The organism is Nonomuraea longispora (genome assembly GCF_004348345.1).
GTDB lineage: Bacteria > Actinomycetota > Actinomycetes > Streptosporangiales > Streptosporangiaceae > Nonomuraea > Nonomuraea longispora.
Window position 1 is genome coordinate 1 of record NZ_SMJZ01000015.1, and the last position, 19,119, is coordinate 19,119.

At 67.3% G+C, this 19,119-nt stretch carries 22 protein-coding genes, 1 tRNA gene and 1 pseudogene; 13 read left to right on the forward strand and 11 right to left on the reverse strand.

The features are described from left to right. Nucleotides 1–185 precede the first annotated feature (185 nt). From E1267_RS06445 to E1267_RS06455, 3 genes are all read right to left on the reverse strand, one after another. Nucleotides 186–506, reverse strand: a complete 321-nt coding sequence (locus tag E1267_RS06445; RefSeq protein ID WP_132330784.1) for an FmdB family zinc ribbon protein — start codon at nt 504–506, stop codon at nt 186–188. A 67-nt stretch (nt 507–573) separates the two neighbouring features. Then, complete coding sequence (locus tag E1267_RS06450) at nt 574–2,079, reverse strand: potassium/proton antiporter (protein ID WP_132330786.1); 1,506 nt, start codon at nt 2,077–2,079, stop codon at nt 574–576. Between the two features lie 23 nt (nt 2,080–2,102). Beyond that, nucleotides 2,103–2,672 (reverse strand): 5-formyltetrahydrofolate cyclo-ligase, encoded by a 570-nt coding sequence (locus E1267_RS06455; protein ID WP_132330788.1) that lies wholly within the window; start codon nt 2,670–2,672, stop codon nt 2,103–2,105. Between the two features lie 24 nt (nt 2,673–2,696). Between E1267_RS06455 and galU the strand changes: the two genes are divergently transcribed. The 8 genes from galU to E1267_RS06495 all read left to right on the forward strand — a co-directional run bounded on the left by galU (nt 2,697) and on the right by E1267_RS06495 (nt 8,224). Next, nucleotides 2,697–3,599 (forward strand): UTP--glucose-1-phosphate uridylyltransferase GalU, encoded by a 903-nt coding sequence (gene galU, locus E1267_RS06460; RefSeq protein WP_132330789.1) that lies wholly within the window; start codon nt 2,697–2,699, stop codon nt 3,597–3,599. Next, nucleotides 3,586–4,773: a molybdotransferase-like divisome protein Glp gene (gene glp / locus E1267_RS06465; RefSeq protein WP_132330790.1), complete on the forward strand. Its 1,188-nt coding sequence runs from the start codon at nt 3,586–3,588 to the stop codon at nt 4,771–4,773. Before galU ends, glp begins: the two co-directional genes overlap by 14 nt. Then, entirely contained in the window at nt 4,770–5,246 is a 477-nt protein-coding gene (gene moaC / locus E1267_RS06470; RefSeq protein WP_132330792.1) for a cyclic pyranopterin monophosphate synthase MoaC, read from the forward strand. The genes glp and moaC overlap by 4 nt, the downstream gene beginning before the upstream one ends. Further along, nucleotides 5,246–5,725 carry a MogA/MoaB family molybdenum cofactor biosynthesis protein gene (locus E1267_RS06475; RefSeq protein ID WP_132330794.1) on the forward strand — a complete coding sequence of 160 codons (480 nt, stop codon included), beginning with the start codon at nt 5,246–5,248 and terminating at the stop codon, nt 5,723–5,725. Before moaC ends, E1267_RS06475 begins: the two co-directional genes overlap by 1 nt. Nucleotides 5,726–5,791: 66 nt before the next feature. Then, a complete protein-coding gene (locus tag E1267_RS06480; RefSeq protein WP_132330796.1) occupies nt 5,792–6,436 on the forward strand; it encodes a GNAT family N-acetyltransferase in 645 nt (214 codons plus the stop codon). Nucleotides 6,437–6,560: 124 nt separating this feature from the next. Beyond that, complete coding sequence (sepX, locus tag E1267_RS06485; protein WP_132330798.1) at nt 6,561–7,142, forward strand: divisome protein SepX/GlpR; 582 nt, start codon at nt 6,561–6,563, stop codon at nt 7,140–7,142. A gap of 49 nt (nt 7,143–7,191) precedes the next feature. After that, nucleotides 7,192–7,265, forward strand: a tRNA-Ala gene (locus tag E1267_RS06490). A 278-nt stretch (nt 7,266–7,543) separates the two neighbouring features. Then, on the forward strand, nt 7,544–8,224 hold the full coding sequence (locus tag E1267_RS06495) for a hypothetical protein (protein WP_132330800.1): 681 nt from the start codon (nt 7,544–7,546) through the stop codon (nt 8,222–8,224). 151 nt (nt 8,225–8,375) lie between these two features. Here the strand turns inward: E1267_RS06495 and E1267_RS06500 are convergent, their stop codons facing one another. Further along, a complete protein-coding gene (locus E1267_RS06500; RefSeq protein WP_132330802.1) occupies nt 8,376–8,831 on the reverse strand; it encodes a hypothetical protein in 456 nt (151 codons plus the stop codon). Between the two features lie 98 nt (nt 8,832–8,929). On the opposite strand from E1267_RS06500, the pseudogene E1267_RS06505 reads away from it, so the two are divergent. Then, a pseudogene (locus tag E1267_RS06505) lies at nt 8,930–10,144 on the forward strand (IS3 family transposase). 108 nt (nt 10,145–10,252) lie between these two features. On the opposite strand, the gene E1267_RS06510 reads toward E1267_RS06505, so the two are convergent. Further along, entirely contained in the window at nt 10,253–10,660 is a 408-nt protein-coding gene (locus tag E1267_RS06510) for a MerR family transcriptional regulator (protein ID WP_132330804.1), read from the reverse strand. 49 nt (nt 10,661–10,709) lie between these two features. Here E1267_RS06510 and E1267_RS06515 point away from each other — a divergent pair, with 49 nt between their 5' ends. Next, nucleotides 10,710–11,594, forward strand: a complete 885-nt coding sequence (locus E1267_RS06515; protein ID WP_132330806.1) for an NAD(P)-dependent oxidoreductase — start codon at nt 10,710–10,712, stop codon at nt 11,592–11,594. An 89-nt stretch (nt 11,595–11,683) separates the two neighbouring features. Here E1267_RS06515 and E1267_RS06520 read toward each other — a convergent pair whose 3' ends face one another. Further along, nucleotides 11,684–11,962 (reverse strand): hypothetical protein, encoded by a 279-nt coding sequence (locus E1267_RS06520; protein ID WP_132330808.1) that lies wholly within the window; start codon nt 11,960–11,962, stop codon nt 11,684–11,686. Between the two features lie 278 nt (nt 11,963–12,240). On the opposite strand from E1267_RS06520, the gene E1267_RS06525 reads away from it, so the two are divergent. Continuing rightward, nucleotides 12,241–12,648, forward strand: a complete 408-nt coding sequence (locus E1267_RS06525; RefSeq protein ID WP_165959485.1) for a phenolic acid decarboxylase — start codon at nt 12,241–12,243, stop codon at nt 12,646–12,648. Between the two features lie 404 nt (nt 12,649–13,052). Continuing rightward, nucleotides 13,053–13,655: a transposase gene (locus E1267_RS06530; RefSeq protein WP_425465067.1), complete on the forward strand. Its 603-nt coding sequence runs from the start codon at nt 13,053–13,055 to the stop codon at nt 13,653–13,655. A 276-nt stretch (nt 13,656–13,931) separates the two neighbouring features. Here E1267_RS06530 and E1267_RS06535 read toward each other — a convergent pair whose 3' ends face one another. The 5 genes from E1267_RS06535 to E1267_RS06555 form a co-directional block, all read right to left on the reverse strand. Beyond that, complete coding sequence (locus E1267_RS06535) at nt 13,932–14,774, reverse strand: MerR family transcriptional regulator (protein ID WP_132330812.1); 843 nt, start codon at nt 14,772–14,774, stop codon at nt 13,932–13,934. A 387-nt stretch (nt 14,775–15,161) separates the two neighbouring features. Continuing rightward, nucleotides 15,162–15,578, reverse strand: a complete 417-nt coding sequence (locus E1267_RS06540; protein WP_165959486.1) for a hypothetical protein — start codon at nt 15,576–15,578, stop codon at nt 15,162–15,164. A gap of 850 nt (nt 15,579–16,428) precedes the next feature. Next, complete coding sequence (locus E1267_RS06545; protein ID WP_132330816.1) at nt 16,429–17,316, reverse strand: aminoglycoside phosphotransferase family protein; 888 nt, start codon at nt 17,314–17,316, stop codon at nt 16,429–16,431. Nucleotides 17,317–17,431: 115 nt separating this feature from the next. Continuing rightward, nucleotides 17,432–17,665: a hypothetical protein gene (locus E1267_RS06550; RefSeq protein ID WP_132330818.1), complete on the reverse strand. Its 234-nt coding sequence runs from the start codon at nt 17,663–17,665 to the stop codon at nt 17,432–17,434. Nucleotides 17,666–17,712: 47 nt separating this feature from the next. Next, a complete protein-coding gene (locus tag E1267_RS06555) occupies nt 17,713–18,570 on the reverse strand; it encodes an SAM-dependent methyltransferase (RefSeq protein WP_132330820.1) in 858 nt (285 codons plus the stop codon). Between the two features lie 80 nt (nt 18,571–18,650). Between E1267_RS06555 and E1267_RS06560 the strand changes: the two genes are divergently transcribed. Continuing rightward, nucleotides 18,651–19,061, forward strand: a complete 411-nt coding sequence (locus E1267_RS06560) for a winged helix DNA-binding protein (RefSeq protein ID WP_132330822.1) — start codon at nt 18,651–18,653, stop codon at nt 19,059–19,061. Nucleotides 19,062–19,119 lie beyond the last annotated feature (58 nt).

Consider the following 19,119-nt stretch of genomic DNA (forward strand, 5'->3'; position numbering starts at 1 on the left):
TGTATAAGAGACAGTCTGTGGATAACGTGGCCGCAGTGCCGGGTCGCTGTGGACGGGCTGTCGCTACGGATCACCAGCCGGAGGGCCTGCGCCACCCGATCGCCACCGGGGCCCGGCGCACGCGAACGCCTGCTCGACCGGCGCATACCGAAGGCCCGGGCGGCACGCCCAGGGGAACGGCGCGGTCAGTTGGAGGCTGCGGCCGGCGCGGGAGCGGAGGTGGACGAACCGGAGTCGCCCGACTTGCTCTCCGAGGACTTCGACGACGACTCGGACGACGACGCATCAGCCGACTTGGACGACGAGGAGGTCGAGGCGCCAGAGGTGGACGGGCGGCTGTCGGTCTTGTAGAACCCCGAGCCCTTGAACACGATGCCGACGGCGGAGAAGACCTTGCGCAGGTTTCCTTCGCAGCTCGGGCAGACCGTCAAGGCGTCGTCGGTGAACTTCTGGACGGCCTCGAGCTGCTCACCGCAGTCGTTGCAGGCGTACTGGTAGGTCGGCACGCGCTCCTCCTTCAGGTTTGGCACTCGAGGGATGCGACTGCTAATGCTAACCGATGCCGTCAATCACCTATTCCAGCCCCCGCTCGCCGTACCAGCCCGCCAGCTTCCCGCTGCGGCTCACGGCACGGATCCGGCGTTCGACCTGGTCGCGGCAGGAGGCGGTGGCGACGATCAGCAGCTGGTCGTTCGCCCTGACCCTGGTGGTGGTGGCCGGTACGAACGACCTGCCGTCGCGCACGATCAGCGTCACGGCGGCACCTGCGGGAAGGCGCAGCTCGAAGATCTCCACGCCGTGCAGCCGCGAGCCCGGCGGCACCGTGATCTGCAGCAGGTCGGCCTGGAGCTCCTCCAGCGGCGCCGACTCCACCGCGAGGTCGTGCGCCTCTCCCGGCGCCGTCACCTTGAGCAACCGGGCGACGAACGGCAGTGTCGGCCCCTGCAGCAGGGTGAACACGATGACGATCACGAAGACCTGGTTGAAGATGTCCTTGGAGCCCTCGACCCCGGACGCCCAGGGGATGGTCGCGAGCACGATGGGGATCGCGCCGCGCAGCCCTGCCCACGACAGGAACGCCTGGTCGCGCCAGCTCACCCAGCCCAACCGCAACACCCACGCGACCGCCGAGCTCGCCATGACGCACAGCGGGCGCACGAGGAGCACCATGACGGTGCCGATGATCAGGCCGGGGATGATCGCCGAGGGCATCTCGCCCGGGTTGGCCAGCAGCCCCAGCATCACGAACAGACCGATCTGCGCCAGCCACGCCGCCCCCTCGGCGAACCCTCTGGTGGCCGCCCGGTGAGGCAGCCGCGAGTTGCCCAGGATCAGCCCGGTGAGGTAGACGGCCAGGAAGCCCGAGCCGTGCAGCAGCACCGCGCCGCCGTACGAGACGAAGGTGAGCGCGAGCACGGCGATGGGATAGAGGCCTGAGGCGGGCAGGGCGACGCGACGCAGCGCGTACGCGCCCGCGGGCCCGACGGCGAGGCCGACCGCCGCACCGATGAGCAGCTCGACCGTGGTGCCGAGCAGGAACGTTCCCAGGTTGGCGGGCGAGTGCGCCGCCCCGCTGAGCAGCACGACGGCGATCACGGTGGGCGCGTCGTTGAAGCCTGACTCCGCCTCCAGCACGCCCGCCAGCCGGGGCGGCAGCGGCAGCCTGCGCAGCACGGAGAAGACGGCCGCCGCGTCGGTGGAGGCCAGCACCGCGCCGAGGATCAGCGCCGTGTTCCGGTCGATGCCGAGCAGGCCCTGGATGACCAGCGCCAGCACGACGATGCTGACCGCCACCCCCACGGTCGCCAGCACCACGGCTATGGGAACGGATCGCCGCACATGGGACCAGTTGGTGGTGAGTCCGCCCTCGGCCAGGATCACCGCGAGCGCGGTCAGGCCGATCTGCTGGGCCACGGCAGGGTTGTCGAAGGGGATGCCGAACCCGGAATCGCCCAGGAGGAGGCCGAAGCCCAGGAACACCAGCAGGCTGGGCAGACCGGTGCGATGCGCGAGGCGTACGGACGCGATGGCGGCGATGACGATCGCGGCCCCGAGAAGGAGCCAGCCATCAAGCGTCATTCAGCCCCCTCTCATCCCTGTGGTCACATAAGACTAGTAAGGCCTGAGGGTGTCATGGCATAGCGGATGCGGCGGTCGTGTGGTTCGGCCGGGACATCGTCGATCAACTCCCCGTCGTGGAGGAGGGCCACTGTGGGGACGTTGGGACCGACTCTGGCCAGGGCTCGATCGTACGAGCCGCCGCCGCGGCCGAGACGCACCCCCGTCCTCCTGTCGACGGCGAGGGCGGGCACGATCACAAGGGCGGCGGTGCGGATGGCGTCGACGCCGCGGCGGGTGTCGACGGGCTCCATGATGCCGAAGCGCCCGGGGGCGAGCGTGCCCGGTCCGTCGTAGACCGCCCAGTCGAGGTCGTCGTCCTCACGGAGCACCGGAAGGATCACGGTGGCGCCGTGTTTCCACAGAGCGAACACGAGCCCGTGCGTATCCGGCTCCGAGCCCGTCGACCAGTAGCAGGCCACCAGACCGGCCATCTGGACCCACGGTTGTTCGAGCAGCGTTTCGCGGACCTTGATGGCGTTTGCCCGTAGTTGCTCAGGGGAGAGTGCACTACGCGCCGCGTTCAGCTCGCGGCGCAGGTTGAGCTTGTCCACAGGTGCCTCCACTAGGGTCTACTCATGGCTGACTTCGACCCTGTGACGAAAGCCGTCGTGCCCGCCGCGGGTCTGGGCACCCGGTTTCTCCCGGCGACCAAGGCGACACCCAAAGAGATGTTGCCCATCGTCGACAAGCCCGCGATCCAGTATGTCGTTGAAGAGGCCGCCTCGGCGGGGCTCCTCGACGTGCTTATGGTCACCGGCAAGAATAAACGGTCGATCGAGGATCACTTCGACCGGGCTTTCGAGCTGGAGGGTGCCCTTGAGGCCAAGGGCGACGAGCACCGGCTGTCCCAGGTTCGTGAGCCTGCCTCGCTCGCGACGCTTCACTACGTGCGCCAGGGCGAGCCCAAGGGCCTCGGCCATGCGGTGCTCTGCGCCAAGCAGCACGTCGGCGACCACCCGTTCGCCTGTCTGCTCGGCGACGACCTGATCGACTACCGCGACCCGCTGCTCAAGCGCATGATCGAGGTGCGTGACACGTTCGGCGGAAGTGTGATCGCGCTGATGGAGGTGCCCAAGGAGCAGGTCTCGCAGTACGGCGTGGCGACCATCGAGGCGACCGCCGAGGACGACGTCGTACGGGTCACCGATCTGGTGGAGAAGCCGCCGGCCGACGAGGCGCCGTCCAACTGGGCGATCATCGGCCGCTACGTGATCGATCCCGCGGTGTTCGCGGTGCTGGAGGACACCCCGCCGGGGCGCGGCGGCGAGATCCAGCTCACCGACGCGCTGCGCACGCTCGCCTCCCGCGGCTCGGCGGAGGGCGGGCCGGTGCACGGGGTGCTGTTCCGAGGGCGGCGCTACGACACGGGCGACAAGCTCGACTATCTGCGGACCGTGGTGAAGTTCGCGGCCGACCGTGAGGATCTGGCGCCGGATTTCGTGCCGTGGCTGCGGGAGTTCCTCGATGAAATCGGTTGACGCGCACCTGGCCGACATCCTGGCCACTGTGCGTCCGCTGGCGCCCCTGGAGCTCGACCTGGAGCAGGTGCTGGGGGCGACGCTGGCTGAGGACGTGTCCTCGCCGGTGCCGCTGCCGCCGTTCGACAACTCGGCCATGGACGGGTACGCCGTACGCGCCGACGACTTGTCGGAAATTCCGGTTACGTTGCCGGTGATCGACGACGTGGCGGCCGGGTCCACCGAGCTGCGGGCCGTCGGGCCCGGTCACGCCGTACGCATCATGACCGGCGCACCGCTCCCCGCGGGGGCCGACACCGTGGTGCCGGTGGAGTGGACGGACGGCGGCACCGTCTCCGTACGCATCGACCGCCGCGCCGAGACCGGCAACGCGATCCGGCGAGCGGGGGAGGACGTCGAGGCCGGCGACGTGGTGCTCGAGGCGGGCACTGTGATCCGTCCCGCGCAGCTCGGCATCATCGCCGGGGTGGGGCGGCGCCGGGTCAAGGCGCGGCCGCGGCCCCGGGTCGTGATCATCTCCACGGGCGCCGAGCTGGTCGAGCCCGGATCGCCCCTGGTCACCGGGCAGATCTGGGAGTCCAACAGTTACACCCTGGCGGCCGCCGTGCGGGAGGCGGGCGCCGAGGGCTACCGCGTCGGCTCGGTCACCGACGATCCTGCCGTGCTGCTTGACCGGCTCGACACCCATCTGGTGCGCGCCGATGCGATCATCACGAGCGGAGGGGTCTCGATGGGGGCGTACGAGCCGGTCAAGGAGGCCCTGTCGCCGCTGGGGACGGTCCGGTTCGAGAAGGTGGCCATGCAGCCGGGGATGCCGCAGGGGTTCGGCGTCCTGGGGGACGACCAGGTGCCGATCTTCGCGCTGCCCGGCAACCCGGTGTCCTCCTTCGTGTCCTTCGTACTGTTCGTACGCCCGGCGCTCGACAGGATGCGCGGCCTGCCCAGCGGCATGCCCTCATCCGTCACCGCCAAGGCCGCCGGGCCCCTGCGTTCGCCGTCGGGGCGCAGGTCGTTCCTGCGCGGCGTGCTCGCGCCCGACGGCACGGTGGCGCCGGTGCACGGGCAGGGCTCCCACCAACTCGCCGCCCTGGCGACGGCGAACGCCCTGATCATGGTTCCCGAGGACGTCACCGAGGTGCCCACGGGCGCCACGGTGGAGGTGATCAAGCTGTGAGCGAGCTGACCCACATCGACGAGACCGGCGCCGCCCGCATGGTCGACGTCTCCGCCAAGGACGTCTCGGCCCGCACCGCCACGGCGAGCGGCCGGGTGCTGCTGACGGCCGAGACCGTGGCGCTGCTGCGGTCGGGTGAGGTGCCGAAGGGCGACGCGCTGGGCGTGGCGAGGATCGCGGGCATCATGGGGGCGAAACGCACCCCCGACCTGATCCCGCTCTGCCATCCGATCGCACTGCACGGCGTGAAGGTCACCCTGGAGGTCGAGGACTGGGGCGTGGCGGTCACGTGCCGGGCCAAGACGGCCGACCGCACCGGCGTGGAGATGGAGGCGCTGACTGCGGTCTCGGTGGCCGCGCTGACGCTGATCGACATGGTGAAGGCGGTCGATCCCGGCGCGACGATCACCGACGTACGGGTGGAGGAGAAGCTGGGCGGTAAGACCGGTGGCTGGACCAGGGAGCCGGCGTGATGCGGGCTCTCGTGATCACGGTGTCGAACCGGGCGTCGTCCGGGGTTTATGCCGATAAATCGGGTCCCCTTCTGGTCGAGCTGCTGCGCGGCGAGGCCGGCTGCGACAGCGTCGAAGGGCCCGTGCTGGTGCCCGACGGAGAGGCGGTCGAACGCGCGCTGCGAGACGGCGTGGGGGAGGGCTTCGACGTCATCGTGACCACCGGGGGCACCGGCCTGACGCCTCTCGACCTGACACCCGAGATGACGGCCAAAGTGATCACCCGCGTGATTCCCGGGATAGCCGAGGCCATCCGCCAGGCCAACCGCGAAAAAGTGCCTACGTCTGTACTTTCCAGAGGATTGGCCGGACAAGCGGGCACAACATTGATCGTGAATTTGCCGGGATCTTCTGGAGGTGTACGCGACGGCGTCGCCGTACTCGCGCCTATTCTGCGGCACGCGGTCGATCAGATCCGGGGCGGCGATCACCCGCGCTGACCCGAGCCGGATCTTCGACCACATGACCCGTGGCGACATCGCCCCCGATAGGGGGATGATGGAACCGTGGATCGACTTCGTGGCTGGCCGGCGACTCTTGGCGAAGGTCCGGTCGGCCTGCGGCCTCTACGGCTGAGCGACGTGCGCGTGTGGCGCGAGACCCGCCTGCGCAATGCCGACTGGCTGCGTCCCTGGGAGCCGAGCAACCCCGAGACTCCGCTGTTCAGAACCGGTCTCGGGCCCTACATCTCCATGGTCGGCACCCTGCGCCGCGAGGCCAGGCAAGGGCTCGCGCTGCCCTGGGTGGTCACGTACGGCGGGCGCTTCGCGGGGCAGTTGACCGTGGGCGCGATCGTCTGGGGATCCGCCCGCTCCGCCCAGGTCGGCTACTGGATCGACGGCGCGCTGGCCGGCAAGGGCATCACCCCCACCGCCCTCGCCATGGCCGTCGACCACTGCTTTTTCACCACCGGCCTGCACCGGCTGGAGGCCAACATCCGCCCCGAGAACCAAGCCAGCCGAAGGGTGGTTGAGAAGCTCGGATTCCGGGAAGAAGGCATTCGGCGGCGCCAACTCCACATTGACGGAGCCTGGCGTGACCACATCTGTTACGCGTTGACCGTCGAGGACGTGCCTGGCGGGCTTCTCGTGCAGTGGCGTCGGGCACGTGAGTCGGCAACTCACGGCGGTTCTCCCGTCGAAGAGGTTTGACGATCTCGCGACACACCGCACCGAATGCTCGTCAATTAGTGACACGCGGTCTTACGGTGCGTGACGTGAGCACATTGAAGACGCAACCAGCACACTCGCGTCTTCGTGCTGCCCGGAGGTGCCCGTGAGCATTCTCCTCTACCTCGCCATCGTCGTGATGTGGTTGTGCGTCCTCATCCCGATGTGGCTGCGCAGGGACAAGACCAACCTCGCCGAACTCGCCGAACTCGAAGAGCACTACACCGGCGAACACCAGCTTCCCGACCTCGACAACCTCGGCCCCTCCGACGCCGACGAGGACGACGGAACGGTGCCGATGGAGGTCGAGAAGGTCGACGTCCGCCAGTTCCGGCTCCGCCGCCGCGCCATCATCGTGGCCCGCCGGCGCCGCCTGCTGTTCTTCACCGCCCTGCTGGTGCTCGCCTCGATCATCACGGCGGCGGTCAAGATGATCCCATGGTGGGGGGTCGCGCCCTCCGTCGTCATCATGATGACGTACATGGCCTTTCTCCGCATCGCCGTACAGGTGGACAGAGAACGGCGCGAACGTGCCCGTCAGGCGCGCGCTGAGCGGCTGCGGCGGGCGCGCGAGCAGCGGCACGCCGTCGAGGAGGCGGAGGCCGAAATCATCGATCTCGCCTCGCACCACTCGGACGTCCTGTTCGATCAGTACGCCGAACCACCCAGGCGAGCGGTGGGCGACTGAAACGGTGGCGCGAGGACCCTCCGGAGTTTGCTAATCTGGTCGAGTCCTTGGGGATGTAGCGCAGTCCGGTAGCGCACTTCGTTCGCATCGAAGGGGTCAGGGGTTCGAATCCCCTCATCTCCACCCAAGGCCGTTCCTAAAACGGCCGGACTGAAGTTGACGGGATCCCGTCTGATCATCGCGATCAGGCGGGATCTTGTCGTTTCAGGTGTTTCCGAATTGGGTTCGTCCCGGTTTGGGAGCTGCGGAGCGGGTGTCCGGGAGGGCTCGGGTGGTGTCAGGGCGCTAATGGAGGTCGGAGTTCGCGTCGCTGGGCATGGCGATGCCGGCTCCGGGCTGGGTGTTGCGACAAGGTGATCTGAAGTGCGGGTTATGGGGCGGGTGGTGGCCTGCTCCGGCCCGTGAGCGGCCACCACCCCAAGTCGGTCCGCGCGCTCAGCAACTCGACGATCCACGAGGAGCGCAGCCGGCGCACCGACAGCGCGGGCAGGCCGCCGGTCGGCCGGTGGCGGGCCGTCCAGGAGCTGAACAGGTTCTTGGCGTGCCGGGCGGCGCGCCTGGGCCGGAAGACGAAGGCGCCGCGGGGCCGGTCGGCGGGCGTGAACCAGGACGTCCTCCCAGGCGGCGCGGCAGACGATCAACCGCTCTGTGCCGGGGACGGTGACTACGACGGCGCCCCAATCCAAGCGGCGCAGATGTTCGGTGCGGACGGCGGCCACCTCGCCGGAGGTCAGGCCGCAGCCAAAGGCGAGCGCCATCAACGCCAGGGCGTCGGTGCGAGCCTGACCGGGCAGGTGTTCAGCCCAAGACCGCAACCGGCCGAGCTGCGCGGGGGAGTACGGCGCGGTGACACCGGCAAGGGCGCGCATCGGCGGCGGCACCTGTTCACCGCGTTCCAGCCAGGCCAGCGTGGCGCGCATGCGCCGCAACCAGCCCCGGTAGGGCTGGGCGGAGCGCGGGGCCAGGTCGGTGCAGCCGGTCAGGACGAACGCGTCGATCGTCTCGTGCCGCAACCACACCTCCGGATCGTCGGGCAGGCCGCGGCGGTGGCACCAGGCGGCGAGCCGGGTGGCGGCGTGTAGCAGCCGCTCCACGTTGTAGGGGGAGCGGTGGGCGCTGGCGGCCACCAGCATCCGCACCGTGTCGGCGACCTGCTCCCACTCCGGTGGTGGGACGCGCGGCCGATAGCGGGTGATCTTCGCCGATGTTTCCGGGTCGAGGGTCACACCCCACTCATATCGCGTAAGAACCGTCCTCTTCGCGTCGCAACCACCCGTCAGTTACCAGCCGCTGAAGGCGGGACCGCATTCCTTCCACTCGGGAACGGGTATCCGGCTTGCCCAGCGCCTGCACGATCTCCCTCGCCCGCATCGGTCGCTCCGCCGTGGCCAGCAACGCCACCGCCTGCTCCCGCCAGCCGCGCAAGACAGGCAACGGCGATGTCGCATCGTCTGAATCATGAGGGTCGAGGCCAGGCTGCCCTCCGGCGCCCTCGCCGTCGTGGTCGTCGAGCAACAGCAGGGTCTCCCGGGTTATGGACAACCGCCGGACCTGCTCTTCGGCTTCAGCCAGCCGTGTTCGCAGTTCATCCACCTGCTGCAGCGCGGACCTCTCGGCCCGGGCCAAGCGTTCCGGCCTCGACGTCACCATCGTCTCCCTGAAGCACGCCATGCCATCCTGTAACTCCACAGTGCAAACGGCAAAGTACTGGCAGTCACGGGCCTTCCCCCCGAAGTGTGGACACCTTGAGTGTCGGATGATGGACATCCGGAGGCAAGGAGTTCCACGTGGCGATGAAGTCGTATCCGCCGGAGTTCAAGGCGGACGCCGTCGCGTTGTACCTGTCTGACCCGAGCCGTACGTACGCGTCGGTGGGCCGGGACCTGGGCGTGCACCCCGAGACGCTGCGCTTGTGGGTGCGTGGGGCTCGCGCGAACGGCACCGCCGGAGCCGAGAAGAAGGGGCGGGTCGAGGAGCCGGCCAGCGGGCCGCTATCGTCCGACGACGTGCTGGAAGCCGAGAACAAGCAGCTCAAAGCCCGAATCCGGGAGCTGGAGCTGGAGCGCGACATTCTTCGCAAAGCTGCCAAATATTTCGCGGGCGAGACGAACTGGTGAGCCGCTTCCAGTTCGTTGCCGACCACCGCGACGCCTTCGGCGTGAAGCGGTTGTGCCGGGTGCTGCCGGTCTCGCGGTCCGGCTTCTACCGGTGGCTGAAGGCGCTGCCCGCCCGGCTGGCCCGCCAGGCGGCCGATGCCGCGCTCGCTGCGGAGATCCGGCAGATACATGAGGAGTTCGACGGCACCTACGGCAGCCCGCGCGTCACCGCCGAACTGCGCGCCCAGGGCAGGAAAGTCAATCACGAGCGTGTCGAACGGGTCATGCGCGTCTTCGACATCATCGGGCTGCATCTGCGCAAGAAGGTACGCACCACGCTGCCCGGGCCTGCCGACCAGAAGGCGCCCGACTTGATCGGCCGGGACTTCACTGCCCCAGCGCCTAACCAGCGCTACGTCGGCGACATCACCTATCTGCCCGTCGGCGATGGCGTGTTCCTGTACCTGGTGACCGTACTGGACCTGCACTCACGCCGCCTGGCGGGCTGGTCGATCGCCGACCACATGCGCACTGAACTGGTCGCCGAGGCGATGCGAGCTGCCGTTGCCACGAAGGGGCGGCCTGGAGGGCGCGATCTTCCATTCCGATCATGGGAGTCAGTACACCTCCAAGGAGTTCGCGCAGTTGTGCGCCGAGTTGGGTGTCCGTCGGTCGACGGGTGTCGTGGGCACGAGCGCCGACAACAGCGCCGCGGAAGCGTTCAACGCCACGCTCAAGCGTGAGACGCTCCAAGGCTCCCGACGCTGGTCCTCTGCGCGGCAAGCACGCCTGGCGGTCTTCAAGTGGATCACCCGCTACAACACGAGAAGGAGGCATTCCACCCTCGGGCACCTGAGCCCGATCGACTACGAGCAGCAACCCGATAGTCTGCTCAAAGCAGCATGAACCCCGTGTCCATACTCCGGGGGGAACGCCCCACAACTGCCTGGAAGATCCTTGCGAACGGGTCAAGGCGGGGACCCTGGGTTCCTGTCCGAAAACCCAACAGATCGCTCAGGCGGGCACGGGCTCCTGGTCAGCATCGTCAAAGGGTGGGTAGCTCTCGCTGGCCATTCGATCGGCCGCATCAATGTAGTCGGCAAGAGCGTCGCGGGATTGAGCGAGCCTGGCCATCTGCTCGTCCAGTCGCTGCAGCCGTGACCGCATCGCGGCCAGCAACTCGGGACATCCGAGCAGCTCCGGGGCCTCTCCGACCGCGCAGGGCAGCAGGTACGCGATGTCCTCAGAGGACAATCCGGCACCGAGCAGATGCCGGATCTGCTTCACCCGCAGCACTGCGCTCTCGGCGTACTCGCGGTAACCGTTCGTGCCCCGGTCTGCCTCCAGCAGACCCTGGGCCTCGTAGTAGCGCAACTGATGGGCGTTCACGCCCGTCCGACGGCTCAGTTCCCCGATCAGCATCGAACCCTCACTTGACCTTCACACCGGTATCAACGTTGACGATGCTGCCATGAACAACAAAACCGATACACCCGTGACAGTCATCGGACTCGGACTGATGGGCCGGGCACTGGCCGGCGCGTTCCTGAAAGCCGGGCATCCCACAACCGTGTGGAACCGTACGACCTTCAAGGCTGACCAGTTGGTGGCCGACGGTGCACGGCTGGCGCCAACGGTTGGCGACGCGCTCCAGGCGGGTTCCCTGACGATCATCTGCGTCACCGACTACCAGGCCATGCACGAGTTGTTCGGCGCGAGCGATAGCGAGCTGGACGGCAAGGTGTTGATCAATCTGACCTCGGGCGACTCGGTCCAGGCCCGGGAAGCCGCCCAATGGGCCGAGCAGCGAGGCGCCCATTACCTGGACGGCGCCATCATGGCGATCCCATCGGCGATCGGGACCGCCGAGGCGGTGATTCTGCACAGCGGGTCGCAGTCGGACTTCGAGGCGCACCAGTCAACGCTCGACGCGCTCGGCACCGTCACCTACCTTGGTGCGGACCATGGGCTGGCGTCCCTGTATGACGTGGCCGGCCTCGCCATGATGTGGAGCGTACTGAACGCCTGGCTTCAGGGCACTGCCCTGCTCAGGACGGCCGGTGTTGACGCCGCAACGTATGCGCCGTTTGCGCAGCGGATCGCTGCCGGTGTGGCCGAATGGTTGCCTGGATATGCCCAGCAGATCGACAGCGGCTCCTTCCCGGCCGAGGTGTCGGCCCTGGAGACCGACGCAAGGGCGATGGCACACCTGATCGAGGAGAGCGAGGTGGTCGGTGTCAACGCCGAACTGCCGAAGTTGATCAAGGCGATGGCCGACCGCTCGATCGCCGCCGGACACGGTGGGGAGCAGTATCCCGTGCTGATCGAAGAATTCAGCAAACCCCGCAACGACTGACCGACCCCAATAGCGGGAGTACTCCAGGATCTCAGCGGTCTCGGTGAAGACAACGCCGTGCAGGATTCACGGGAAACGATCTTCTAGGGCTACGACTCACCGCAGCTCACACCCACTCGTGCACACCTCAGCACCTTGAAGAACATCGACAGCGGGCTGGACCTGGTCTTGGAGCCCATCGCCCGGCCGTCGTCGGTCACCAGGTGCTCGAAGCCGGCGACGATCGTGTTCATGTCGGCGAAGCCCAGCGCCGCGATCTGCAAGCCGCCACCAGGCCGCGCGTCCAGTGCCCGGCCGGCGGCCTGCGCCGCCTTGTGCGCCCGCCGGACCTCGGTGGTGGTCGGCTTGGTCTCGCTGATCCAGGCCACCAGGATCTCCCGCAGCCAGCTCTGGCGGATCGTCGAGATGTCCAGGTCGCCGGGCCTGGCCGTGGGACGGCCGCGCCGGCCGGGGATGCCGAGGTCGTGAGGATCCTTCGCAAACTGAGATGCTGCCAGTTCCGGGCGAACCGCGTTGCCAAGTCCATCCAGGTCCTTCAGCTCCGTCGGGACTTATCACGCTGAAAAGGCTCAGTTTGGTTCATCTTGAACAAGACATTCCCCAAACGACGGTGTCAGCCACAAGCCGCATGGAGAGGGGACCAAACATGTTGCATACAATCCTCGGAGCAAAGATCCGCTGGAGTCAGCCGAACGGGTGGCTTTTCAATCCGGTGTACGTGGGACCGGACACGATCGACTACACGGTTGAGAAGGGCCCTCACGCAGGCCGCCACGCTGTGCAGCCCACCTACTACCACCGAATTGCCCCGGGTATCGAGTTGACCTCTTGGTACGAGGAGGTCGGCACAGTGGTGAACGTCATCTGGTACCTGGAGCCACAAACCAGCCATCGGTTCGCGGCGCTTCCCGCGTGGGCCGTGGAGGACTTCAAGGTTCTGGCTGGGGACAACCAGGACCCCCGGTACCTCTCCCGGATCCGCGAGTTGGCGGCTACCAAGGCCGACGGCCCTCGTCACGTGTTGTCCGACGACGGCTACTTCGAGGTACTGTGACGTACGAACATGAAGGACGCGGAGTGTGTCAATCCCTCAAACGGTGGAGACGGTCCTATGCCACAGCGGCCCTCAGCAGGGCTGATGTTGCCTGCCTCTTCTCGATCATCTGACGCTCGAATGTGACAGGCGACAGCCCGTCGTTGGCGCTGTGCCTGCGCTTGACGTTGTAGAAGTCCGCGACCCAGGTCGCGATCTTCAGCCGTGCCCCCCGCACGTGTCCTGAGTGGGCGTTTAGGCATGGCTGGTTAGCGTATGCCTAGCTTTGTAGTCACAGCCTTTTGGGCTCGTTTCCCTGTACGTGTGGCTTTGTGTAGTCCTCATCGCCCATACGAGCGAGCATTTGATAGTGAAATGGCGCCCAAATTCCGTCTAGCAATGTGGTAGACGCTCCCGATCGGCCGATGTCAACTATCGATCACATTTCTCGGGTAGAAGCTCCTGTATGGGCGAACGGAAGCCGTACCCAGCGACATTTCCGACGCCCGCTGGGCTTAATTGAGCCCACCCGGGCATTGACCGCCTGGTGGCAGGCCGGACTCGACCGCCGGCCCACGGCCGACGCCGCCAAGAAGATCGTCGGCCGGAAACGAGGCATCGTCACAGACGCGCTCGGCCTCCTACTCGACGTCACCGTCACCGCCGCAAGCCTCTCCGAAAACGCCGTAGGAATACAACTCCTCAACGACGTCAAGGAGACCCACCCAACCATCACCAAAGCCTGGGTCGACACCGGATTCAAAAACGCTGCAGTCGAACACGGAGCCCGCCTGGGAATCGACGTGGAAGTCGTCAACAGAAACCCGGACGTCCGCGGCTTCCAAGTCATTGAACGACGCTGGATGGTGGAACGCAGCCTCGGCTGGCTTATGTTACGACGACGCCTGACCCGCGATTACGAAACCCTTCCCACCAGCTCCGAAGCCATGATCTACATCGCCTCGATTGACAACCTCACCAAGCGCATAACGGACGAGGCCACCCCAACCTGGCGAGGCACCTACTAGAACATAAGGAGCAATCTACTCAAATCAAACGCCCTCTCAGAGGCAATATCGTTGAGCCTCCTTCAGGAGGCTGCCACCTGCTTGCCGAAACACATCGACTATTCGCGCCGATAGCTAGCCGCCCCCCCCCTTTGTCAGTGGCCAGTTCGGAATCCCCACGTACGGTTAGTTGTGATGTCACTCTTGGTTACGGCCGGGCTCGAAGTCTGGTACGACCGGTCATGTATGGATGGACGCGACCGGCTGTCGGGCCACATCGGTGCCAGGTACGGGCGATCAGCTGTCTGCGGAGTGGGCGTCGGCGAGAAATTGTGCCGTGAGTTCCATGCAGCGCATCCGGGCGGGAGAGAAGTCGTAGGGCATCTTGGTGGTCGCTGTGGAGGCGCTCATCTGCGTGTCTTCTTCCCCTTTCAGGTCAGCGTCGTAGATCTCGAAGAGCTTCTCCTCGGCCGTGTCAAGACCAGCTGCCTCGATGGCCTGCTCCAGGGCCATTTGTTGGGTGCATCGCTGTACGGCGAGCTCTTCGACGCGCGGGTCGTCGGGTTCGACGCCGTCGTCGAGGGCGGCCTCGGCCGCGTCAAGACAGTCCTGCTCGGCCCGCAGGTCGGGGTGGGTAGCCAGCACGATGAACACGCTGGCCTGGATGGCGGCGCCCAGCGGCCCGAAGATCCGTTCCGTGACCAGTAGCGCTTCAACGTCCGACGGTCGCAGTGCGCCCGGGGGCAGGTGGCTGAGCCGGTCCGTGACCAGTTCGGAGAGCAGCCCTAGCGGACTACCCACCGCCTGCAGACGCTGGACAGCCGCGCGCCGACGCTTGATGGCGGCCTCCTGCGCCGCCAAGGCTTCCTCTAGCCTGCTCAGGATCTCCTCGATGTCCCGGGCCTCGTCGAAGGCGGCCCGCATGTCGTCCAGGCCGATGCCGGCCTCTGCCATCTTGCGGATCCACAGCAGGCGGATCATGTCGTCGTAGCCGTAGCGGCGGCGACCGTCCCCGCCGCGCTCGGGCTCCGGCAGCAGACCGATCTCGTGGTAGTGGCGGATGGCGCGAGGGGTGGTCCCGGCGAAGGTGGCAGCATCACCGATCTTCACCTGGCGAGGAGGCGTTATGGAGGGGTACATCGTAGACAGAGCCTTTCGTGCTGTGGTGCCTCCACCACACCACATGCCGCTACGGCAGGTGCAACAACACCATCCAGGTGTCACCGGAGCCAGGCCCTAGCTGCCGCCGGGACCGATCGAGAACGACGGACTTCCGGCAACGCAGAGTGTGTCAACGACGGCCAGATAGCTCCCCATCAAGTGGCCGCCGCTGGGGAGCTCCAACTGGTCGCCGACATCCCTTCCCAGTCGGCTTGGCTGTACAGGCTCAGATCGATGCCCTTCGGTAGGTACTGCCGGATCAGCTTGTGCGCGCGACACCACTGCCGACCAAGATGTGGATCAAGTAGCCACCCACGACAGCAGAAAGCGGCATCACACTACAAAACGCGCGAGCAGCCTGACGTCTCACCAGGTGCGGCCGGTTCCGCCGGCACGACACGGACGGCGAGTCAGCAGGGCGTACGACGCTGTCGCCATGGCGAGACCGATGCCCCAGACGACGTAACCCGTGATCTCCACGGCACCGGCGGTGTTTCCCAGTAACGACGCTGTCAAGCCTCCGACGCCGAAGTATGCGAGCAGGCCGATGGCCACCAGAAGAGCTGGTCCCAGCACGATCCATCGAGGAACATCCGTGCCTGCCCAAAGTGTCCACGCCGGCCAGACGGGTCCCCATCGGTACGCCAGAGCCAGCGGCAGGAAAGTACCGGCGAGAACCATCATGGCGATGAAGATCAGGAAGCCGAGCCGCCCGGCGAAGCGCTTGACACGACACCGTTGGTCACCCAGGAGGGAATCTCTGGCGCAAAGCGGATGGCACATCCGAGGATCGCGAGGTATGCGCCGAGGTAACCCCAGCGGCTCGTCGGCTCTCGGCGCGTCTCCGGTGCTCGACCGTGAACTCGGCCGCAGTCAAGGCACGCGCCTCGCAACTCCCGGACGACCGGCTGCGTGCTGACCGCTGTCAGGACTGCCGTCACAGTCACGTGCGTCTGGAGGAGCAACGTGCCAAGGCGCGTACCGTCGAAGGGCACACCGAAGGGTGACAGCATCAGTTGAAACGGGTAAGGCCCCAACAGCAGTCCGTAGGCCGCCAGAAGCGTAGCGGTCAGCCAACCGGCTCACACCACAGCCACCGTGCCAGCGGAGGCCAGCGAGCGATCACGCCCGTAGCGATTGCGGCGCAGACCGCGGCCGTCAGGGCTGCGGTGAGCACCAGCGGCCAGCCGCCGACGATCACCGACTCGGCCCGCACGAACGGTGGCGACCCGTCCCTGTCCACCAAGCATGCGTGGCCGTATAGACGGCCCCGCAGATCGCGCCGCCCGTCGCGACCGCTCGTCGAGTCACCTGTCCACCGTCTCGATCGTCGTCATTGCTCACGGATCCATGCTCGTCGCGCTCATCAGCAGAACCGATCCGGCGTTCGGAGGAGTTGCCACCAACAATGCGGCAGGGTTTCCGCTCATTGGCAGATGGCCAGTCGGCATCTGGGCGTGCATCCAATGCCAGCGGCCTCGAACGCCTCGTAGCCCTCCTCTGAAGTCGTGGTCGCCGAAGGCGGCGGGCCACCAGCTCCGACACAGTTTGCGCCCGGGAGCCGGGATCGTGGGTTTGCTGGTGACGATGTCGTCGAAATGGGCGGTGGTCAGAAAGGACAGAACGCGGCAGCTCAGCCACTGTGCCCGGGCATGAGTCCGGGCCGATCGGTAGGCTCGGGGCCGCGCTCCTCCAACCAAGCGACGACGGATCGGACGAAGCCGTCGACGTGCGACAGGGGTTTGCCGGCGAAGACGGCGTGGAGGTGCCCGACCCCGACCGCGTCGTTCCAGGTCCAGGCGCGTCGGTAGGTCTCCTCGTCGGTGGCGGCGCGCAGGACGTCCCAGCCGTGCCAGGTCGCGACGAGTGCCCCGTCGATCGCTGGGTCGGACAGGATCGCCATGTCCCAGTCGAGTACGCCGGCCAGCTTGCCGTCCTCGCCGAAGTGGACGTTGCCGGCGCCGAGGTCGCCGTGGACGAGCCTGGCCGGGACCTCCTGGAGTGCCAGTAGCAGGTCCAGCCGCTGCCGCACTCCGTCGCGCCACTTCGCCGGCAGGCGCGGAATGATCTCGTCGCTCAGGATGTCGGCCCATCCCAGGTCATCGGCGTACCGGCGGGGAGTGTGGAGAACAGCCCTGAGCTCCGGTGAGATCTCGACCTCGCGCAGTGCCTCCAGGAGCAGGCCGAACGCCGCCGGGTGCCCGATGCCTTCCGGCAACGACTCGCCGTCGATCCACGAAAGCGCGACGGCCGCGCGCTCCCCGTACGTGGTCACCGCGGTCAGCGGCTCCGGCACGGCGAAAGGCAGACCGGCCGCCGCGACGGCTCGGAGAATCTCGACCCGGCGCGGCAACTCGGCGGCGGCACTGGGGCGCTTGCTGATACGCACTGCGGCGACGCCGGGGAAAAGTACGACGTGGTGCATATTCCCATGCTCGGCAAGGTGCGCGGTGCCAAGGGGAGCGTCGGGGACAAGTGCCTCGGCGATGTCCAGCAGGTCGGCGGGGACTGGTCGAGGCATCCCGCCATTCTGCCGGACAGTGGGGACGGCTGGCGTCATCGCGGCCTGACCACCATCCACCGAGCGGTCAGCATCACCCGCTCTCGCTCTCTGCGCCGCACCCGGTACCCCGGCATCAAGAAGGTCGACTCAAAACACGTGGTGGCGAAAATGCTGCGGTACCACCATATGCCCACCAATCGGCGAGCGATCGGCCCTCTGGGATATCCCCCATGCCGCGCGCGTTGGAGCGTCGGCGTGCGGCGTGCAGCACCACCCGCGCGCGCATCCGCAGCCGGTACTCGGTCTTGTGGCCGTAGGCCATCTGCTTCAGCCGGTGGCGCTCGGAGGCGGTCAGGGTGACGAGCACGGCAAGGGCAGCGGGCACGGGACGATGCGGCCGATCCTCCGGGAGGGTCAGTGGTCTGTGCGGACGGCGGTGAGGAAACCTCCGCTCGACTGTCCGGGGACGGGACGGCCATAGGAGGCGGCGAGTTCGGCGCGATCGTGGATCTGCGGTCGCCAGCCGTGTCGGCTGAGCCAGCCGGGGGCGTCGTCGCCCAGTCCTCCCTTCCACAGCGAGGTGTACTGCTTTATCGCCGGCATGCCGCAGGTCTGAGCCAGGAGCGCGGAGCTGGCGATGCCGCTGTGCTCGAAGGCGAGTTGACTGCCCGGCGTGGACAGCTCGCCGGCTGCGGTCAGCAGGCGCGCGGCTTCGTCGGCTGTCAGGTAGAGAAGCAGTCCTTCGGCCAGCCACGCGGTCGGCACGGTGGGATCGAACCCGGTCGCGACCAGCGCGTCCGTCCAGTTCCCGCGCAGGTCGACCGGAACAGTCTGGCGCTCGCAGGTGGGCACCGCGCCGCACCCGGCCAGCACCTCCTCCTTGAACGCGAACACCTCGGGGAGGTCGAGCTCGAACACCGTCACCTTGCTGGGCCATGCCAGCCGCAGGGCGCGCGTGTCGAGCCCTGCGGCGAGCAGGACGACCTGGGGGCAGCCAGTCCTCGTCGCGGCGAGCAGGTAGTCGTCGAAGAACCGGGTGCGCAGTACTGCGTGGAAGGCGAACACCGCACCCAGCGAGGCCACAGGCCCCGCTTCGGCACGGCCGTCGGCCAAGTCGGGCTGCTCGGGGAACGCCCCGGGCGCGGCGTCCAGGAATTCTTGGGCGTACGGGTCGTTGAACAGCCGGTCGTCCCTGAGGCTCTCGCGCGCCCTCACCACCGCTACCCCCAGGGCTGTCTTCGCCACGCCCCTCAGCGCATCGTGCCGGTCCACCGCCGCCTCCTTGCTCGACCTCTATTCATCGTCAACGATACATCGTTACCGATGCTTCTGTGGCGATGTAGCCTGCGCGTATGGACGGCGGACGACTGCACCGGCTCGGCAAGCGCCTGATCGAGCTGTCCTCGCAGGCCACCGGTGAGGACAGCGACCTGGCGCTCACCCCCGGTGAGGCAGCTGTCCTGGAAGACGTGATCAAGCACCCGGCCAGCTCGATCAGCGAGATCCACCAGCGGACGGGCTTCGTGCAGAGCCACGTGTCCGTGTCGGTATCGCGCCTCAAAGCACGTGGCCTGGTGGAAGCCGTGACCGACCCGAGCGACGGGCGGCGCACCCGGGTCCGCATCGCCGACGCGGCATTGCAGGCGATCACCCGCCGCGCAGCCCGCCGCATCGACCAGGTGCTCGGCCGCACCATCGATGACCCCGCCCAGGCGCGCCGGGCTACCGAGCTGCTGGAGGAGTTGGCCGACCTCCTGCTGTGACCAGCGACCGCAGCACCGCCCAACGCAGCACTACATCGAACCTACGACCCAAAGCCGC